This window comes from Myxococcus sp. CA023 (assembly GCF_010998615.1).
Lineage (GTDB): Bacteria > Myxococcota > Myxococcia > Myxococcales > Myxococcaceae > Myxococcus.
In genome coordinates this window covers 50,849-69,370 of sequence record NZ_JAAEAH010000055.1, presented here as the reverse complement: position 1 = coordinate 69,370, position 18,522 = coordinate 50,849, and the positions used below count along the sequence as shown (strand labels likewise).

The window sequence follows — 18,522 nt, the reverse complement described above, 5'->3', positions numbered from 1 at the left end:
ACGCCAGGAACGTGGCGCCGCCCGTCTTCGCCAGCACCTTGGTGATGGCGGCCGTCAGCGACGTCTTGCCGTGGTCCACGTGTCCGATCGTGCCGATGTTCACGTGGGGCTTGTTACGCTCGAACTTCTCCTTGGCCATGACACTCCTCAAAAATAAATGGAGCCCTGAACCAGGATTGAACTGGTGACCTCATCCTTACCAAGGATGCGCTCTGCCAACTGAGCTATCAGGGCTTGGCGATGCTGTGACTACAACATTTGGAGCGGGAAATGGGATTCGAACCCACGACATTCAGCTTGGAAGGCTGACGCTCTACCAACTGAGCTATTCCCGCAATTGCCGAGTGGAGGGAGATGGATTCGAACCATCGAAGGCGTAGAGCCGGCAGATTTACAGTCTGCTCCCTTTGGCCGCTTGGGTATCCCTCCAGATATTCACTTGTCCTACCACATCCCGGGCCCTCATCCGCGGCCCCGTCCTACCTGGCCGGCGGCGGGATTTGAACCCGCGACCTACTGATTACAAATCAGTTGCTCTACCAGCTGAGCTACACCGGCACTCATCCGGTACTGCGACTGCCGCCCTACCCCGCCCCAGCGACTCCGTCAACCACCCGTCACCGCCCTGAGAGGGGCGCCCTTCTAGAATTCCCGTTCGCCCAAGTCAAGGAGATTGATCCCAAACTTCAGCTACCGGCCGGAGACGGTGCCCCGCTGGCGGGCGACCTCGTATAGCAGAATGCCGGCCGAAACGGATGCATTCAATGAACCGACCTGACCCGCCATCGGAATCCGGAGGCGGAAGTCGCAGTGCTTGAGCACCCCGTCCCGGACGCCTGCCCCCTCGGCCCCCACGACGAGCGCCAACGGCCCATCCAGCCGGGCACTCCACATGGGCTCCTTGGCGTCGACGTCCGCCGCGGCGACCCACAGGCCGGCTTCCTTCAGTTCCTCCAGGGCCCGGGAGATGTTCACCACCCGTGCGATGCGGCTGTGCTCCACGGCCCCGGCGGACGCCTTGGCCACGGTCCCCGTCACCTGCACCGCCCGGTCCTTGGCAATCACCACGCCGTGGGCCCCCAGCGCATCGGCGGAGCGGATGATGGCTCCCAGGTTGTGCGGGTCCTGGATTCCGTCCAGCACGACCACCAGGGGAGGCTGTCCCAGTGCCTTCGCGGCCTCCAGGAGGTCCTCCAGCTCCGCGTACTTGAAGCCGCGCAGCTCGACCACCACGCCCTGGTGAACGCCGCCCTCCGCCAGCGTGCCCAGGCGCTCGCGCGTCACCTTCTCCACGCGAATGCCGAACTCGCGAGCCCGGCTGAGCAGCTCTCCCGCCGCTCGAGCGCCGAGCTGCCCCTCCACCAGGAACAAGCGCTCCACCTCGTCCGGCCGGGCCCGAAGGGCCGCCAGGACGGGATTCACCCCGTAGACGAAACGGGAGGCTTCGCCGCCTCCGCGCTCGCCCCGGCTGGCGCGCTGGGGGGATTCTTCGCTTGCGCGCTCACCACCACGGCCGCCCTTGGAAGAACGCTCACGCATGGGCACTCAGAGGACCTCGACAGGAAGGGAGAAGGTCTTCTGCTGACGTGCGCAGATCTTCTCCGTGCAGATGAAGAAGACGAGCTTCGCGTCCACGGAGCCCTTGCCCGCGGCGGCCGTCGTGAAGGGGACCTCGAAGCGAGGGTCCGCGAAGGCTTGACCCTCGGCCTTCTTCGCCACGGAGTCCGCCAGGACCAGCTTCTCCTTGGCCGGGGTCAACTGGCTCCCCTTCACCTCAAGCTTCAACGGCGCCTCGTCGGAGACATGGGCACCCGCCTTCGTCTTGATGGCGAGGACGAAGGTCCCCTTCTCCCCCACCTTGACCTGGGTCGAGGTCCCCTCGGTGGAGATCTCATACAGCGAGGCCGGATCCACATCCGCGGCCAGTACGGGCGCGGAGCAGGTCACTGCTGCCAACAGGGCGGCGAGGGAGGAAAGGCGTTGGCGACGAAGCATGGGCGTCTCCTGGAAACGATGGGTGCGTATCACGCTTGAGACAGAGGGGGCCGTCTTTCGCTTCACGCGCCGCCTTCGCCGGTCCGAGCGCGGCGTCCCGGGCCCTTCCGGTCCACGGGGAGCTGGGCAGGCTCAGATGACGCGGGCAGGGCCGACGGAGGCGACAGGTCCGGCACGGAAACGGGCGGCTCCCCCGCCACGAGCGCTTCCGCGCGGATGATGATGAGCGAGGCCAGGTCCACGCCCGTCGCCGCCTCCATTTCAGGAAGCGCGGGGGAGCTGTTCACCTCGAAGACCTTGGGTTGGCCCTGCACGTCGAGCAGGTCCACCGCCGCCACTTCGAGCCCGATGAGCCGGGTGGCCTTCTCCGCGGTGGCTCGCTGGGCGGGTGACAGCTCGTGCGCCTCCAGCCGGGCCCCCTTGATGAGGGTGTGCGCCAGGCGCCCGGGGCGCGGGCGGCGACGAACCGCGGCCACTGCGTGCCCTCCCACGACGAGCACTCGGACATCGATGCCCGTGCTCTTCACGTACTCCTGCATCACCAGGTTATGCCCTAGCCCCAGGACGGCCTCGAGCGCGGCCTCCAGCGACTGGAGGCTCTCGCACACCATGACGCCGTGCTTCTCCTGCCCCTGCAGCAGTTTGACGAGGACGGGCACGCCGCCCAGCAAGCCCACCATCTCCTTGAGGTGAGCCGCGTCGCGCGCCATCACCGTCGACGGAATGTCGATGCCGTGCGCCGAGAGCAACTGCAGCGAGCGCATCTTGTTGCGCGACTGCGCGATGGCCTGCGCGTGGTTGACGAGCGAGACCCGCGCCAGGCCGAACTGATTCACCACGGCCAGGCCATAGTTGCTGATGGACTGGGCGATGCGAGGGAGGACGACGTCCGTGGGCGCCAGCTTCTTGCGGCCGTAGTAGAGCGTGGCGCTGCGCCCATCGAGGTGCATCTGCACGCGGAGTGGGTTGAGGACCCGCACCCGGTGCCCTCTTGCGCGCGCCACCTCGACAAGTCGCCGAGTGGACGGGATGGAAGCGGAGCGCGAGAGGATCGTGGCTTTCATGAGCGGGGCGGCCGTTCCGGGGAGAGAGGGACCTATAATCCCCGCCCCTCGCCGGGTAAAGCCGCCCCGCGAACCGCTGGACTAACGCTGACGGATGGCCCGCACTTCAATCTTCACGGGCGACTCCGGGGTGGAGGCCAGGATGCGCTCGCAGGTCTGCCCCGTGAAGAGCACACCGTCGTCATTCAGCGTCCACGTGCTGTCGCTCGATGGAGTCCGCTCGCCTTCCACGTAGACCACGAGCAGCTTGGGGTCGGTCGGGCGCTGGGGACCATCCAGCCGAATCAGGCAAGGCTCCTTCAACGTCACCGCCAGACTGATCTCCTCCAGAGCGCTAGCAAGTTCAGCCTGATTCCCGGCCTGGAAGAAGGAGCGGTTGCACAGACCCGTGGTCGGGTTGCACGTGTCACCCTCGCCGCACGGGCGCGCCGCGTCACACGTCCGCTGGAAGCCACCCGCCCGCGCCATCGCCTCAAGCACCGCTGGCCCATCCCCCACCGCCGTCTCTGCGCCGAAGCCAATGACGATGGTCTGAATGCCCTTCTCATGAAGTTCACGTACAGCAGTCACGGAGGCATCGGAGTCCAGGCATCCACGGTGGAGATAGCCAAGCTGGCACTGGTTGTTCTCGATGGTGCACTTGCACAACTCCGTGTCTGCACCGCTATAAGGGTTCCTCTCGTTACAGTTCGGCAAACCGTCCGTCAGGAGGATGACGAAGTTCTTCCGGTTGGGGTCCTGGAGCCCCTCAAGCCCTCCCACGAAGTTCAGACTTCCGCTCGTCGGGGTACCGCCCTGAGGCCGGCCCGCACCACCATTGGGGATGCCCTGCAGCAGGGTGTTGATTTCATTGGCATGCGCCAGCAGTGAATCATCATCTTCTTGCTCGGGCAGCGTCTTAAGCAGGGCTCCAGCAGTGGAGGCACGGCACAGGTCCGGAATCGACGTGCCTCCCCGCGTCTCGGGATACGTCGTCAACGCGAAACGAACGAAACGACCGCTGTTCTCTAGGAACTGAGGAACGACCGACTGCAGCGCGGTCCAACGTGTGGGGCAAACATCGACGTTGCACGGCGCATCGTGACCACAGGGAACGATGTTCCCTTGGAACTCCACGTCGCAGGCAGGCGACGGATTCACCGGCAACGTCATCGACCCGGAGGTATCCACCATCAGCATGATGTTGGGCTTGCTCTGACGGGCGTTGATGACCTCCTCCTTCGTCGTCTGCGCGATGGCCAGCGGCTCCACCGGCTCGAAGTCGTACGTCTGACAGGCCAGGACGAAGGCACCGACGGAGAGTGCACTCAGGAGGGGCAGCTTGGAGCGCATAGGCAATGAATTCCTTCTGCTACTGGGGGACGCGGGACTTCCCGCGCGGCCGGGTTCTCCAAAGGGGTACGGCGTGGCCACAGGTTATCGCGTCATTCCCGTCGGGCGCTACAGCATCGGCGGACTGATTCCTGGCCGTTTGGATGCCACTGCGACGTTACAGCCAGAGCGATACCTAGGCGGCCAAGAGCGGCGTACGTAGGGCCAAAGCCCACCGACTACAGGGTGAGCACCCGTGCACCCGCGGTCAGTCGCCAAATCGAGGCCATCCCCATCACTTCATCCAGGGTGCCCTCCAACGACTCCGGTTCGTAGCCGCAGATGCGGACTGTGGTGTCGCAGGCGATCAGCCTGGCGCCCAGCGTGCGCGCTTCCGCCAGCATGTGCGGCGGCGCCAACACCCCGAGTGACTCCGCGCGCGTGAACTCCTCGTGCTCACGCTCGCTCGACGGCTGGCCGTAGGCGCCACCCACGAGCTGGCGCAGCGCATCGAAGGCGAAGACGAAGTACACCTCGTCGCCCATGGCGGCGGCGGTGATTCCCATGGTGGCGGCCTGGAAGGCCGGCTCGTACGTGGCGTGCTGAAGGAAGAAGAGGACCCGTCCGGCCATGACGCGCCGACCATAACGGCCTTCGCATCCCGTCGCGGCACCAATGACGTATAAATTGGAAACGTCCCTCTTCTGTCCGGGAAGCCCCCATGGCGACCACCCTCCCCCCACGTCCTGGCGCCGTTTCCTCGTGGTCCCTCCGCCATCTCGCCTGGCGCCCCGTGGTGCTCGGAGGCTTCTTGCTCGCGGGGTCCGGAGGACTGGCCCGCATGAGTGCTTCCGCCAGTTCGGAGCCTGCCCTCGTCACCAGCGCGCCTTCGCCTGGCGCCGACGTCCATGCCCAGGTGGTCGCACTTCTCGATGCGACGACGCGGACTGGCGCCCCATCGGATGACGCATGGAAGCGCCTGGGGCCAGGAGCGGCGCCTGTCCTGTCGGCGCTCGTCGTGGACAAGGGTACCCCTACCGCGCGGCGGACGCTCGCCGTGTCCTCCCTGGCGCTGGTGGATCCATCAGGCGGCGCGGTGACCATCCGCGACGTGCTCGAGGACGCGAAGGCCCCGGCCGTGGTGCGTGCGAGCGCGGCGGACGCCCTGCGCAAGTGCCTGGGGCTGGACGCCATCCCCACGCTCATCTCCCGGCTGCAGGACCCGGAATCACAGGTCCGAGAAGCCGTGGCCGTGGCGCTCGGACGCCTGGGCGGGCAGCAGGCCCGGCAGGCGCTGGAGGACCGACTCCCCATCGAGGAGCGCGCCCTGGTCCGCGAGGCACTCCAGCGTGGACTCACGCTCGTCGAGCCCTGAGGGGACACGGTCCGCCTGACTCCGGGCTCGCGTCGGCCCGGGGCTTCCATTAGATGGGGGGCATGCGTCCCACCGTCCTCCTCTTCGATATCGATGGAACCCTGGTCACCACTGGCGGCGCGGGGCGCCGCTCCATGGAAGCCGCTTTCGAGAAGCTGCACGGGCGGCGGGACGCGTGCGACTCGTTCCCAATGTCCGGCATGACCGACCGGGCCATCGTCCGCAAGGCGATGCACATCATCGGCGTGGAGGACTCGGCCGCGGCCATCGACGCAGTCATCGACGCCTACGTCGCCCACCTCGCCGAAGAGGTCCACAAGGTGGATGACCAGCGATACCGCGTCTTCCCGGGCATGCGCGAGGCCGTGAAGGAAGCCCGGTCGCGGTCCGGGTTCGCGGTGGGACTGGGCACGGGCAACGTCCGTGAGGGCGCCCGCGTGAAGCTGGAGCGCGTGAGCATCTACGACCAGTTCGACTTCGGTGGCTTCGGCTGCGACAACGAGGACCGCACCGAGCTGATTCGCTGCGGCGCCAAGGCCGGCGCCGCGAAGCTGGGCGCCCCCGTGGAGGAATGCCGGGTCGTCGTCATCGGCGACACGCCCAAGGACGTCCATGCGGCCCAGTGCGTCGGCGCCGAGTGCATCGGCGTGGGGACCGGGACCTTCTCCGTGCAGGCCCTCCTCGACGCAGGGGCCACGGTCGCCTTTCCTGACTTCTCGCATCCCCAGGCCCTGGAGATTCTGCTCGGCGGGCGCTGAGTCCCCTGCCCGTCCGCTCGGTGCTCGGCGCCGGGTGTGCTATCTCCCGCCGCCCTTCCGAGGAGCCGCCGCATGTCGTCCACGCTCGAATCGTACGAGCTCATCCGCTTCGCCGAAGCCTTCGAGGCCCGCCTCGCCACGGCCGGGGAAATGCTCACCGGCAGGCCCGGCCTCGACGCCGAAAAGGGCTGGCTGACCACCGCGCTGGAACTGGTGCACACCGCGCGCGCGCCCACCGAGGGCGTGCTCGACCGCGTGAAGGACCTCCCCGAGTTGGAAGAGGCTCGCGAGGAGTATGCGTTCCACCAGCAGGGGCTTTGGGTGGACGTGCTGGAGAAGCTGCTCGCTGGCATCACCTTCACCGCCAGCAGCCGCGCGCCCGTCATCGAAGCCCTCTTCCCCCACCTGAAGTTCCCGCAACTTCGGAGAGCCCCCCGCGAAGCCGTCCTCGAGTACGCGACGTCCTACGAGCGGCGCACGAAGAGCGCTTATGTGACGCGCATCTTCGCCCGGGATGACTTCGCGCTCGTGCGGCCCGTCATGGAGCAGGTGCTGACCGCCCATACCGCGTGGCGCTCCAGCCATGAGCCGTCGCCCCTGACGCTGGAACAGGAGACCCTCCTTCGTGAGGAACTGGTGTCGCTCGGCCGGAAGCTCGAGCAGTCCCTTCGACAGGCGCGACTGCTGGCCGAAGCCGCGCTCGTGCCCGCCCCCACCGTCTATGAGGCCGCCGGGCTGAACCTCAAGCCCAAGCGCCGCGCGGGACGGGGGCTGACGCTCTCCGACGACGCGCTGGCTGGCTTCGATGAGCCGACCGACTCCATGGAGCCCACCGAGGCGGAACTCGCCGAGGTCGCCGCACTGGATGCAGGTGGCGACATCGCAAGCACTGCTTCCGTCGCACCTTCGGCCGCTCGCGGCGACACGGCGGCGGAGGGTGACGACTCGTCCGCCAGCGCAGCCAGCCCGGAGGTGCTCCAGCACTCTGGCGCAGAGCGCTCGGACAACGGTGGCGACTCGGGCCCGGTTGGTGGCGCCGAACGGAAGGACGGGGGCTTGCCCTCCACGACAGAGACCAGCGTGGCCTCCGCGAGCACTGCTTCTGAGTCGCACGATGGCGCTGTCGCCCAACCGGAAGCAGCTGCCGAGGGGGCGCAACTCGCGGACAAGGCCGCCGTGGAAAATGCGGCCCGGGCCGACAGGGACGATGCGTCCCCGCATGCCACGGATGGAGCGGTGACGAACGACAGCCGGCCCGCGACTATCGACGAGGCCACCGCGCAAGCCCCTAACGAGGCATCCTCTACCGCGCCACGCGGCGCGCGACGGGGTCGCAAGAAGGCCGATGCAGCGGAGCCTGCCGCGACCGAGGCCACCGAACCTCCGGCCTCGGGTGAGGCACAGGCGCCTCGCATCCGGAAGAAGAAGGCTTCCTCGCAGTCCGCGCCACCGATTCCCGACGCGGACACGCCTTAAAGGACACCGGGCCATGGCGGACGTCGCGCTTCCCATCGATCCCCTGTTGCCGGACATCGTCTCCACGCTGCGTGGCGCGCGGTCGCTCGTCCTGGAAGCGCCTCCTGGCGCGGGCAAGACGACGCGCGTGCCTCGCGCGCTCCTCGAGGCCGGGCTCGGTCAGGGGAAGGAAATCATCGTCCTCCAGCCACGCCGGCTTCCCACGCGGCTCGCCGCACAGCGCGTGTCCGAGGAACTGGGCGAGCGCGTGGGCGATTCGGTCGGCTACCAGGTCCGCTTCGAGGACGTGCGCAGCGCGAAGACGCGGCTGTCCTTCGTCACCGAAGGCGTCCTCGGCCGCCGGTTGCTCTCCGACCCGAAGCTTCGCGACGTGGGCATCGTCGTGCTCGACGAGTTCCACGAGCGGCACCTGTCCGCGGACATCTCCCTGGCCCTGCTGCGGCGCCTTCAGGAGACGGCGCGCCCCGACCTCAAGGTCGTCGTCATGTCCGCGACGCTGGAGGCGGAGCCCATCCGGGCGTACCTCGGCGGGTGTCCCTCGCTCCGCTCCGAGGGCCGGCGCTTCGACGTAAGCGTGGAGTACCTGCCCTCGCCCGATGACCGACACCTGGACCAGCAGGTGCTCTCCGGCATCAAGCGGCTCTTCACCCAAGGCGTGGATGGCGACGTGCTCGTCTTCCTCCCCGGCGCCGGCGAAATCCGCCGCGCACGCGACGCATGCGCCGAGTTCGCCGAACGCCACGGCACCGACGTGCTCCCCCTCCACGGCGACCTGTCCCCCGCCGAGCAGGACCGCGCCGTGCGGCGCAGCTCGCGGCGGAAGATCATCCTCTCCACCAACGTCGCGGAGACGTCCGTCACCATCGACGGCGTGGCGGTGGTCATCGACTCCGGGCTCGCGCGCGTCGCCTCCCACTCCCCCTGGTCCGGCCTGCCCACCCTCAAGCTGTCCAAGGTCAGCCGCGCCTCCGCCATCCAGCGCGCTGGCCGCGCGGGCCGTACGCGCGCGGGCCACTGCCTGCGCCTCTACACCCAGCACGACTTCGATGGCCGCCCGGAGCAGGACGCCCCGGAGATTCGCCGCACAGACCTGGCCGAAACCGTCCTCTCCCTGCGCGCGTCCGGCATCACCGACCTGGCCGCCTTCCCCTTCTTCGAGCCGCCCCCGGCCGCATCCCTGGACGCCGCGGAGACGCTGCTCCACCGACTGGGCGCAGTCGACCCCACCGGCACCGTCACGGAGGTGGGCGAACGGCTCCTGCGCTTCCCCGTCCACCCCCGTCAGGCACGCATCATCGTCGAGGGTGAGCGCCGGGGCGTGGGCGCCGAAGCCGCCGTGCTGGCCGCCCTCATGGGCGAACGCGACATCCGCCGCGAGGCCCGCGCCAACCTGGGCCAGGGAGGACGTCCGGCCGCCGTCGTCAGCGGGCCGTCCGACCTGCTGGAGCTGTTCGAGCGCTTCCGCGAAGCCGAGCGCGCGAACTTCGCGTCGGGCCGCATGCACTCCCTCTCCCTGGAGGCCGGCGCCGTGCAGTCCGTGGACCGCGTCCAGAAGCAGCTGCGGCGCGCGGTGCGTGGACAGGGCACCCGGCCCCAACGGCCCGAGGACGTGGAGCAAGCGCTGATGCTCAGTGTGCTCGCCGGCTACCCCGACCGCGTCGCCCGGCGGCGCCGGCCCCGTGCGCCCGAGCTGCTGATGTTCGGAGGAGGGACGGCCACGCTGTCAGACGTGAGCGTGGTCCAGGACGCCGACCTCATGGTGGCCGCCGACGCCGAAGAACGCCCTGGCAAAGGCGCCGTGGTGCGGCTCGCCAGCGCCGTGGAGCCGGAATGGCTGCTCGACCTCTACCCGGACACGCTGGAGGAGGTGGACACCCTCCAGTGGAGCGCGGAGGCCCGGCGTGTGGAGCGGCTCACCCGCCTGTCCTACGGCAACCTCGTCCTGGAGGAGACCCGCACGCCCGCGCCCGCCTCGGAGGCCACCGCGCGCGTGCTCGTGGAAGCCGCGCTGGCTGCGGGGCCCGGCAAGTTCGCGGACCCGGAGGCCCTGGAGCAGTGGCGCACCCGCGTGGCCCTGCTGGCCGGGGCCTTCCCCGAGGCGAAGTTCCCCACCGTCGACGACACCTTCCTGCGCGATGCGCTGGCGTCGCTGTGCTCGGACGCGCGCAGCTTCAAGGACCTGGAAGGGGTGTCCCTGCTGGACGCGCTCTATGCACGTCTCACGTCCGAGCAGCAGCGGTTGCTGGCCACGCATGCGCCGGAACGGGTGACGCTGCCCGGAGGCCGCGGCGTCAAGGTCCACTACGAGCCGGGCAAGCCGCCCTGGGTCGAGTCGCGACTCCAGGACTTCTTCGGTATGGCGCAGGGACCCAACGTTTGCGCGGGGCGCGTCCCGCTGGTGCTGCACCTGCTGGCGCCGAACATGCGCGCGGTCCAGGTGACGACCGACCTCGCGGGCTTCTGGGAGCGGCACTACCCCGCCATCCGCAAGGAGCTGTGCCGTAAGTACCCCCGGCACTCGTGGCCCGAGGATCCGCGGCATGCCCAGCCGCCTGCCCCCCGGCCACCGCGCCGTTGAGGCCACCTCAGAAGCGCTTGTGCATCTCCAGGTGCTCCATGCCGGCTTCCTCGAAGACACCGCCGACCGGCTGGTAGCCGTGCTTCTTGTAGAACTCCAGCGCGTAGAGCTGGGCGTGCAGCATGATGCCGTTGACGCCACGCCGACGCGCCTCTTCCTCGAGGGACGTCAGCAACATGGAGCCCACGCGCGCCTTGCGGTGCGCCTGGAGGACGGCCATGCGGCCAATCTGGCCCCACGTGCCTTCCTGGTTGGCCGGAGGCTGCGTCAACATCACCAGGCGCCCCGTGCCGATGGCGTGGCCGCCCTGGTTGGCGATGACGTGATAGGCGTGCGCGTCCTCGGCGTCGCGCTCGATGCCTTCGGGAACCGCCTGTTCCTCGATGAACACCACCTCGCGGATGGCGAGCGCCTGCATGAGCTCCGCCTCACTCTGAATCTGAGTGATGGTGACGGGCGCGGAAGTATCCGTGGGAGAGGCCATGTCGCGGGCAAGGTACACAAAAGCCCGCGAGGTCAACAGGCGGAAAAAGCACTGTGGCACGCCGGGGTTGCGCCCATGCCCCGCCCGCCTGCCGCCACGCGCAGGCCGCACGGCGGGTCCGTGCGCCGTGGTAGGCTGCAAGGCGCCATGCGCTTCAACCGACTGCTCGCACTCGCCCTGGCCCTGTCGGCCATGCCCGCCACCGCCCAGCCAGAGCTGTTCTTCGGCAATGGTCAGGCCCCCGTCTTCCGCGAGGAGGACCTGGACAAGCGCTTCGCCCGGTCGAAGCTGAACCAGGGGCTCAAGCAGGGCACCCAGGATGCCGGCTGCGCCCAGGTGCTCGGGGCCATGCTGACCCTGATGGGTGAGACCGGTGTGCTGCTGCACAAGCGTGACGAAAACTTCATGCTGGACCCGGTGCTGGTCAACGCCCTCAACACCCAGCTCGTCAACCAGCGCTTTCCCGGCAACGCCTTCCTCGTCGCCATGGTGCGGCGCGTGCTCATCGACCAGAAGCTGCCCCAGGAGTGGCTGGTGACGGCGCAGGCCCTGGCGCCCTACTACCCGGCCATCGACATGGGCCGGCTTCGCTTCCTCGCCAACGGAGTGCAGCCCCTGGACAGCTTCCTGGTCACCCTGCCCGCCCTGCGGGAGCGCTATGCCCAGGAAGTCCAGCGTGCCACCTCCGTGGGCGCGTCCACCGCCGAGGCTCTCTTCCGCGAGAACTACCTGGACCACGAGGTCGCCTTCGGCGCGCTGGAGCTGGTGGACCTCAAGCTCGAGAAGCCAAAGAAGAAGCGCCTGAAGAAGGACGAGGAGCCGGAAGCCCCGTACATGCTGGCCCGGCTCTTGTGGGTGGAGCCCGAGGCTCCGACGACGGAGCGCTTCGAGTTCAACTTCGGCAAGGCGCCCAAGCGCCCGCGCGTGGAGATCTCCGCGAAGCTGCAGGAAACGCAGTACGCGGACCTCAACAAGCTGCTCAAGGGCTCCCGCGTCCTCGTGCGAGGCCGTTTCTGGGAGTACAAGAAGGGCCTGACGTCCATCGAGCTGCGCGACGCCCTGATCTTCCCCGAGCGGGACTGGACGAAGACGCCCTCCCTGGCCGACCCGGTCGCCGTGGCCTCGTGCCCCCTGGCCGTCAACGACCTGACCGGAATTGCGCCCATTCAGCCCGGCGCCTTCGGTACGCAACGCTGACGCGCATCCCACGCCTGGACACCCGTCCACCCGGCGGTACCGCTTCCGCGGGGACGGCCTGAGGCTCTTCTAGCGACGGGGGCTGGCACGCCCCCTGCTTTGCTCCCCGCGCCTACCGCACGAGGGATGCCATGAAGGTCGACAGTCGCGAGCCCACCAGCGGATCCGGACAGACGAAGTCATCCGCCGACGGAGAGCGCTTCAAGAAGGCGCTCGACGAAGCGGACGCACGCAGCCCCCCACCCAGGCCCCAACGCTTGGGACTGAGCCCCCGAAGCGCCGCGCGCACGGGCCCCTCGCCCACTCTGCTGGCCCGCGCCGCGGGGCCCGTGCTCACCGCACAGCGCGGCGCTGTCTCCAGCCCCGAGAGCCTGGGACTCAAGCGGCAGGCGATGAATGTCGAAGTCCAGCGACTGGGCACCGTCCGGAGCGAGTCCCAGGCCCTGGGCCAGGAACGCACCGAACACCGGCTCCACGACCTCATCGCCCGCGAGCTGTCGAAGGACCTGCGCCCCGCCCTTCCAGTTCAGCCCGAAGCACGGCCGGCTCCCGGGCCACCGCCTCCGGATGAAAAGAGGCCTCTTCAGGAGCCGATTGGCTCGGAGAGCGCCACGGCGGTGACGGCGAGCGCGGGAGGCGCGCACGCTCCGGCCGAGGAAGTGAACCCCGCCGCACGCGCCGAGGCCGCGATGGCGCTCATCGAGCGCATCGAGGTGTTCGTGAAGTCCCAGCGACCCGCGCTCAGCATGAGCCTGCGCGGGCACCTGGACGCCACGGTGGAGGTCGAACGCACGGGCCCGCGCGAAGTGTCGCTGCGCATCCAGGGCCGGCACCGCCCTGTCGCGGCCGAGGACCTGAGCCGACTGCGCGACGCCCTGGAATCGCGCGGGTTGAAGCTGAGCTCTCTGCGCGCGGAGTAGTCCCCCCGCAACGGAGAAGGCCCTCTCGCCGTCGGGCGAAAGGGCCTTCCGGGCCACGCGACGGTCCGTGTGCTACGAGCCCGGCGCCGGATCCAGCAGGGAGCGCTTGCCTTCCTTCGACTTGAACTCCTCGGCCTCGGGCAGCGCGGACTTCTTCTCCGCGATGTTGGGCCACTTGGTGGACAGGTCGGCGTTCAGCGCCTTGTATTCCTTCCACTGCTCCGGGAGTTCCGTCTCCGGGAAGATGGCCTTGGTGGGGCACACCGGCTCGCAAGCACCGCAGTCGATACACTCATCCGGGTGGATGACCAGGAAGTTGGCACCCTCGTAAAAGCAGTTGACTGGGCACACCTCGACACAGTCGGTGTACTTGCACTTGATGCAAGGGTCGGCAACGACGTAGGCCATTGAAAAGTCTCCTCTCGGTTGAAACCAGGCGCGTCCGTGGGCGCGCAGAGTAGTGGTTCGAGCTGACGATGGCATCCTGAATCTGTGCCACCCCTTCGCCGGTAGCGGGGCTCAGCCCACCAAGCCCTGGGCCAACAGCAGCTCGGCCACGAGGATGGCGCCTCGCGCGGCTCCCATCTTGGTGTTGTGCGACACCAGCACGTACTTGAAGCCGTTCTCCAGGACGCCATCCTCGCGGATGCGTCCGACGGTGGTGGCCATACCGCCATGCGTGTCCCGGTCCAAACGGGGCTGGGGTCGGAAGGGATCGTCCAGCACTTCAATCCAGCGCGGTGCGGCGGACGGCAGGTTCCGAGCCAGCTCGGCGCCCTTCCACTCCCGCAGGGCCTGGGTCACTTCGGCCACAGTGGTCTTCCTGTCCAATGAGACGAAGACGGACTCGGTGTGGCCCTCCATCACCGCCACGCGGGTGCAGGTGCAGGACACCCGAACGTCATGCGGCGTGAGGCCGTCACCCGCTGGACGCAGCGCGCCGAGAATCTTCTTCGTCTCCACCTCGACCTTGTGCTCCTCCTTGGGAATATAGGGGATGACGTTGTCGAGGATGTCCATGCCGATGACGCCCGGCGAGCGGCCGGCGCCGGACATGGCCTGGAGGCTGGTCATCAGCACCGCCTTCACCCCGAAGCGCTCCACCAGCGGCGCCAGCGTCACCGCCAGGCCGGTGGTGGTGCAGTTGGGGATGGGGACGATGAAGCCCTTCCAGCCACGCCGGCGCTGCTGCTCCCGGATGAGGGGCGCGTGCGCGGCGTTGACGGGGGGAATCAGCAACGGGACGTCTTCTTCGTATCGGAACGCGCTGGCGGCGGAGAAGACCGGGATGTCCTTCGCCAACCGGGGCTCCAACTCGCGCGCCACGTCCGCCTCCACGGCGGAGAAGACCAGGTCGTAATCCTTGGCCTCGAGCGCGTCACCGGCCACCACCTTCATGCCGGCAAGCTCGGCGGGCAGCGGCTCCGGGACGAACCAGGCCGTCATGCCACTCGCCGTTTTCAGCGCCTCCGCATACGTCTTGCCCGCCGAGCGAGGCGAGGCCGCGAGCCCCGTCAGCTCGATGGAGGGGTGATTCTTCAGGGCGGCGATGAATTGCTGTCCGGCGAGTCCAGTGGCACCGATGAGGGCCGCGCGAAGCCTGGCCATGGGGGCGTTTCTCCAGTCTCCAGAGGAGGATGTCGCCCGCTCCATAACACCGTTTGACGACGCACCGCATCCACCCTGGTGCTCAGCGGGGCATCGCGGCGACGGGCGCCCGGGTGTGCCGCTCCGTGGGGAAGCCACCTGTGACCCACGCGAGCAGTCCGCCGTCGAGACAGACGGCCTCGCGGCCCTTCATCCGGAGCAGCCGGCAGATACGGCGCGTGTCCCTTCCGTCCGGCGAGCAACCACACAAGACGATGAGTTCGTCATCCGGGAGCATGTGGTGGTCGCGGGCGATTTCCGCGGACGTCATCCGCAAGGCCCCTGGGATGTGCTGGTCATAACGCTCCCAATCGGCAGCGTCGCGACAGTCGAGGACGAGCACTTCGTCGTCCCCCAGACGCATGTAAAGCTCGGCACAGACGATGATGGGCTCCACGGTGCCCTCCGCGGGGTCTCTTCGGGTAACCCGGAGCTCCCAGGGCCTCTTCCCACGCCGCCCCCCCGCCTGCCCTCCACGTGACAAGCGGGGCGCCGTGCCGCGCCGCGCCCCCGCCCTACAGGCCGAGCTGCTTGGCGATGATTTCGTTCATCACCTCACTGGTGCCACCGCCGATGGGCCCCAGCCGCGCGTCACGCCAGTGGCGCTGGATGTCGTACTCCATCATGTAGCCCGCGCCGCCATGGAGCTGGAGACACTCATCCGCCACGCGGCAGCACGTCTCGGTGGCCACCTTCTTCGCCATGGACGTCTGCGCCACCGCCCACTCGCCAGCCACGTGCAGGCGCAGCGCGTGGTAGGTGAGCTGACGCGCCGACTCGCGCGCGGTGAAGAGCTCCGCCAGCTTGTGGCGCACCACCTGGAACTGGTGGAGCGACTGGCCGAAGGCACGCCGTGACTTCACGTGCGCCAACACCGTCTCCAGCATGTCCTCCATGGCGCCCACCGCGCCCAACGCGAGCGACAGGCGCTCCCACTGGAAGTTGCCCATGATCTGCGCGAAGCCCTGCCCTTCCCCACCGAGCAGGTTCTCCGCGGGCACGCGGCAGTCCTCGAAGAACAGCTCCGCGGTGTCCGAGGCGCGCCAGCCGAGCTTGTCCAGCTTGCGCCCCACGGAGAAGCCCGGCGTGCCCTTCTCCACCACCACCATGGACAGGCCCTTGTGACCCGCGGACGGATCCGTCTTCGCCGCCAGCACCACGAAGTCCGCGCGCACGCCGTTGGTGATGTACGTCTTGGAGCCGTTGAGGACGTAGCTGTCGCCGTCGCGCCGGGCGGTGGTGCGCAGCCCCGCCACGTCCGAACCCGCGTCCGGTTCGGTGATGCCCAGCGCGCCAATCTTCTCGCCCCGGATGGCGGGGGCCAGCCAGCGGTGCTTCTGCGCGTCCGTGCCGAACTGATGGATGGGCCCCGTGGAGATGGTGAACTGGGCCCCCAGCCCCGCGGACACACCGCCCGAGCCACAGCGCCCCAGCTCCTCCAGCAACACCGCCTCATACAGCTCCCCCGCCGCCGAGCCCCCGTACTCCACCGGATACTTCAGGCCGAGGAAGCCCAGCTCGGCAAAGCGGGTGAAGAGCTCCCGGGGGAACTCCTCCCGGGCCTCCCACTCCTTCACGAAGGGAAGAATCTCCTTCTCCACCACCGCACGTACGGTGCGACGAAACGCGTCATGCTCTTCCAGGTACAGCCCTTGGCCGTGAAGCATCTTTACGAGCACCTCGTCCTTTCGGGTGCCCGTACGCACGCGCACCCGGGGTGGAACCTTCTGGTAACGGCATGGTAACGGGACGCATGCACAGCAGGCAGCTGTTGCAGCCTTGACCGCGTGGTGGCGGGCTGCGTATAAAGCCGACCCCATCGTCTCGGCGCCATAGCCAAGTGGTAAGGCAAAGGTCTGCAAAACCTTCATTCCCCGGTTCGAATCCGGGTGGCGCCTCAAAGAAACAAGGCCCGGTGCGGAAGTCACTCCGCATCGGGCCTTGTCCTTTTCAGGGGCTGAGTGGACGGGTCAGCAGCCCAGCTCCACCGCGCCGATGTCCGGCCCCCCGCCGCAGAACGGGATGCCGACGTCGACACCCGAGTCCACCGCCATGGGCCCCGGCGCGAACGCCGCCCCGAGGTCCGCCGAGCCGAGGCGTGAGGTGGTGTCTCCCGAGGTGGACTGGTAGGCCGTGAGGTCCACGGGCTTGCCGTCCTTCTTGAACTGGGCGCCCGCGGGGAAGAGGTTGTTGCCCAGTTTCATCCCCGGGGCCATCGGACCCATGTTCACCGCGATGGGGGCTTCCGCGAAGATGTTGTTCTGCACCACTGGGGACTGGGTGGGGCCGCCGGTGCCATGGCCGATGATGAGCGCCGTGGCCGCGCGGGTGACGGTGTTGTTCACCACCGTGGTGCCCTTCGAGTTCTCCAGGCGGATGCCCGCGCCCTCCCCGCCTCCGGCCTCGGTCATGTCGTACACGCGATTGCGGCGGATGACGACGCCGGTGGGAATGGCGCCTTCACGGGTGCCGCCCACCGCGATGCCCTTCGCGGCGTCGTAGATTTCGTTGTCCTCCACCAGCACGTTGCTCGCGGAGTAGTGGATGACGACGACATCCCCCCGCGCCGTGGAGGTCGGGAGGAATTGGTGCATCCGGTTGTTGCGGATGGTCACCCCGTAGCACGTCTTGATGTCCACGGCGTTCTCGCGGTTGCCGTAGAAGTGGTTGTTCTCCACCAGCAGGTTCTCCGCGGGCGGCAGGTTGCTGAAGCCCTCGGGCCCCAGGCACTGCACGGAGTCACCGGAGTTGTCGTGAATGTCGTTGTTGCGCACGGTGACGTCGCGCGACGTGGGCTGCACCACGACGCCGTGCGAGTCCTCGTTGTCGGTGGTCTTCACGAAGTCGTGGATGTGGTTGTTCTCGATGATGGGCCCGGTGGCGTTGTTGAACGTCGTCACCGCGCCGCCGCCCGTGCCGCCGTGCAGGTCCGAGTTGACGAGCATCGAGCCCGTCACGTCGCCCTCGAAGGTGACGGCGAAGGGCGTCTGGCCCTTCATATCGATTTCGAAGCCGTCGATGATCCAATGCGGCTGGCGCACCTGCATCAGCCCGTGCTCGCCGGGGCCCAGGACGATGCGCGGGCTGCCTTCGCCCTGGAGCGTGATTTTCGCGTCGGCCGTGCCCGGCTTCGCGTTGTCACCGATGATGACGCGCTCCGCGTAGGTGCCGGGCAGGACACGGATGAGCTCACCCGGACTGGCCAGGCCGATGGCCTTGTTGAGCGTGCGCAGCGGCTGCGCGGCGCTGCCATCCCCGGCGTCGTTGCCAGACGTGCTCACCACCCACTCACGGGTGTAGACGGGCGCCTCTGCGGCGACGACCATCGCCGTGGCGTTGACGGCCGGTTGGGGCGAAGGGTCCTTGATGTTCACGTGGTCCGTGTGTTCCGGCAGCGCGGCCACCGGAGTCCCCGCCACCGCCTGCACGCCGATGGGCGGACGCGTGGCGAAGGTTCGAGTGGGCGTGGGCGACTCCCCCGGCCCAGGCGCGGGCGTGGGCACGGGGCGAGGGACCGGCCTCAGAACGGGCACAGGCATCCCTTCACTGTCGGAGTCCGAGCAGGCCGCCAAGCTCAGCAGGAGCATGCTCGTAGCCAGGAACGTCAGCTTCAGGCAGTTGCCGTGTCGGGTTTTCATGAGCAGGGGCAACGCCGGAAGCCCTGTGCGCTATTCATCCCCTCGGGTCCCGGCACGGACCCGCCAGCCTGCCCGGCGG

Annotated in this window: 18 protein-coding genes and 5 tRNA genes; 7 read left to right on the top strand and 16 right to left on the bottom strand. The window is 68.4% G+C overall.

The genetic code is table 11. From position 1 onward, the window contains the following. From F8M74_RS23705 to F8M74_RS23660, 10 genes are all read right to left on the bottom strand, one after another. Positions 1-139 (bottom strand): GTP-binding protein (locus tag F8M74_RS23705; RefSeq protein WP_228556459.1); only part of this gene is annotated, 139 nt, incomplete at its 3' end. A 19-nt stretch (positions 140-158) separates the two neighbouring features. Beyond that, positions 159-234: transfer RNA gene (locus F8M74_RS23700), tRNA-Thr, on the bottom strand. 25 nt (positions 235-259) lie between these two features. After that, a tRNA-Gly gene (locus tag F8M74_RS23695) sits at positions 260-335 on the bottom strand. A 10-nt stretch (positions 336-345) separates the two neighbouring features. Then, positions 346-429, bottom strand: a tRNA-Tyr gene (locus tag F8M74_RS23690). A gap of 56 nt (positions 430-485) precedes the next feature. Further along, positions 486-558, bottom strand: a tRNA-Thr gene (locus F8M74_RS23685). 132 nt (positions 559-690) lie between these two features. Continuing rightward, the gene (gene rlmB, locus F8M74_RS23680) at positions 691-1,539 is read right to left on the bottom strand and encodes a 23S rRNA (guanosine(2251)-2'-O)-methyltransferase RlmB (protein ID WP_141258452.1); all 849 of its coding nucleotides are present in this window, start codon (positions 1,537-1,539) and stop codon (positions 691-693) included. A gap of 6 nt (positions 1,540-1,545) precedes the next feature. Further along, positions 1,546-1,995 (bottom strand): hypothetical protein, encoded by a 450-nt coding sequence (locus F8M74_RS23675; protein WP_216620762.1) that lies wholly within the window; start codon positions 1,993-1,995, stop codon positions 1,546-1,548. Positions 1,996-2,057: 62 nt separating this feature from the next. After that, complete coding sequence (locus F8M74_RS23670; RefSeq protein ID WP_141258454.1) at positions 2,058-3,059, bottom strand: RimK family alpha-L-glutamate ligase; 1,002 nt, start codon at positions 3,057-3,059, stop codon at positions 2,058-2,060. Between the two features lie 81 nt (positions 3,060-3,140). Next, positions 3,141-4,391 (bottom strand): adventurous gliding motility lipoprotein CglB, encoded by a 1,251-nt coding sequence (gene cglB, locus F8M74_RS23665; protein WP_141258455.1) that lies wholly within the window; start codon positions 4,389-4,391, stop codon positions 3,141-3,143. Between the two features lie 218 nt (positions 4,392-4,609). Then, positions 4,610-5,002 (bottom strand): DsrE family protein, encoded by a 393-nt coding sequence (locus F8M74_RS23660; protein WP_140790772.1) that lies wholly within the window; start codon positions 5,000-5,002, stop codon positions 4,610-4,612. A gap of 209 nt (positions 5,003-5,211) precedes the next feature. On the opposite strand from F8M74_RS23660, the gene F8M74_RS23655 reads away from it, so the two are divergent. The 4 genes from F8M74_RS23655 (at position 5,212) to hrpB (ending at position 10,557) form a co-directional block, all read left to right on the top strand. Then, on the top strand, positions 5,212-5,745 hold the full coding sequence (locus F8M74_RS23655; RefSeq protein WP_228560299.1) for a HEAT repeat domain-containing protein: 534 nt from the start codon (positions 5,212-5,214) through the stop codon (positions 5,743-5,745). 53 nt (positions 5,746-5,798) lie between these two features. Further along, positions 5,799-6,503 carry an HAD family hydrolase gene (locus F8M74_RS23650; RefSeq protein WP_141258457.1) on the top strand — a complete coding sequence of 235 codons (705 nt, stop codon included), beginning with the start codon at positions 5,799-5,801 and terminating at the stop codon, positions 6,501-6,503. 72 nt (positions 6,504-6,575) lie between these two features. Further along, the gene (locus F8M74_RS23645) at positions 6,576-7,979 is read left to right on the top strand and encodes a hypothetical protein (RefSeq protein WP_171410537.1); all 1,404 of its coding nucleotides are present in this window, start codon (positions 6,576-6,578) and stop codon (positions 7,977-7,979) included. Positions 7,980-7,992: 13 nt separating this feature from the next. Beyond that, positions 7,993-10,557: an ATP-dependent helicase HrpB gene (hrpB, locus tag F8M74_RS23640; RefSeq protein WP_141258459.1), complete on the top strand. Its 2,565-nt coding sequence runs from the start codon at positions 7,993-7,995 to the stop codon at positions 10,555-10,557. Positions 10,558-10,564: 7 nt separating this feature from the next. Here hrpB and F8M74_RS23635 read toward each other — a convergent pair whose 3' ends face one another. Further along, positions 10,565-11,041: a GNAT family N-acetyltransferase gene (locus F8M74_RS23635; protein ID WP_141258460.1), complete on the bottom strand. Its 477-nt coding sequence runs from the start codon at positions 11,039-11,041 to the stop codon at positions 10,565-10,567. Positions 11,042-11,188: 147 nt separating this feature from the next. Here F8M74_RS23635 and F8M74_RS23630 point away from each other — a divergent pair, with 147 nt between their 5' ends. Beyond that, entirely contained in the window at positions 11,189-12,238 is a 1,050-nt protein-coding gene (locus tag F8M74_RS23630; RefSeq protein WP_228560297.1) for a hypothetical protein, read from the top strand. A gap of 131 nt (positions 12,239-12,369) precedes the next feature. Then, on the top strand, positions 12,370-13,158 hold the full coding sequence (locus F8M74_RS23625) for a hypothetical protein (RefSeq protein WP_141258461.1): 789 nt from the start codon (positions 12,370-12,372) through the stop codon (positions 13,156-13,158). Between the two features lie 72 nt (positions 13,159-13,230). On the opposite strand, the gene fdxA is transcribed toward F8M74_RS23625, so the two are convergent. From fdxA to F8M74_RS23605, 4 genes are all read right to left on the bottom strand, one after another. Beyond that, on the bottom strand, positions 13,231-13,566 hold the full coding sequence (fdxA, locus tag F8M74_RS23620) for a ferredoxin FdxA (RefSeq protein ID WP_140862301.1): 336 nt from the start codon (positions 13,564-13,566) through the stop codon (positions 13,231-13,233). Positions 13,567-13,677: 111 nt separating this feature from the next. Next, positions 13,678-14,766: an aspartate-semialdehyde dehydrogenase gene (gene asd, locus F8M74_RS23615; RefSeq protein ID WP_141258462.1), complete on the bottom strand. Its 1,089-nt coding sequence runs from the start codon at positions 14,764-14,766 to the stop codon at positions 13,678-13,680. Positions 14,767-14,848: 82 nt separating this feature from the next. Beyond that, on the bottom strand, positions 14,849-15,202 hold the full coding sequence (locus tag F8M74_RS23610) for a rhodanese-like domain-containing protein (RefSeq protein ID WP_141258463.1): 354 nt from the start codon (positions 15,200-15,202) through the stop codon (positions 14,849-14,851). 118 nt (positions 15,203-15,320) lie between these two features. After that, positions 15,321-16,472: an acyl-CoA dehydrogenase family protein gene (locus F8M74_RS23605; RefSeq protein WP_141256290.1), complete on the bottom strand. Its 1,152-nt coding sequence runs from the start codon at positions 16,470-16,472 to the stop codon at positions 15,321-15,323. A 159-nt stretch (positions 16,473-16,631) separates the two neighbouring features. Between F8M74_RS23605 and F8M74_RS23600 the strand changes: the two genes are divergently transcribed. Further along, positions 16,632-16,703 (top strand) — tRNA-Cys (locus tag F8M74_RS23600). A 72-nt stretch (positions 16,704-16,775) separates the two neighbouring features. On the opposite strand, the gene F8M74_RS23595 is transcribed toward F8M74_RS23600, so the two are convergent. Further along, entirely contained in the window at positions 16,776-18,455 is a 1,680-nt protein-coding gene (locus tag F8M74_RS23595) for a nitrous oxide reductase family maturation protein NosD (protein ID WP_141256262.1), read from the bottom strand. Positions 18,456-18,522 lie beyond the last annotated feature (67 nt).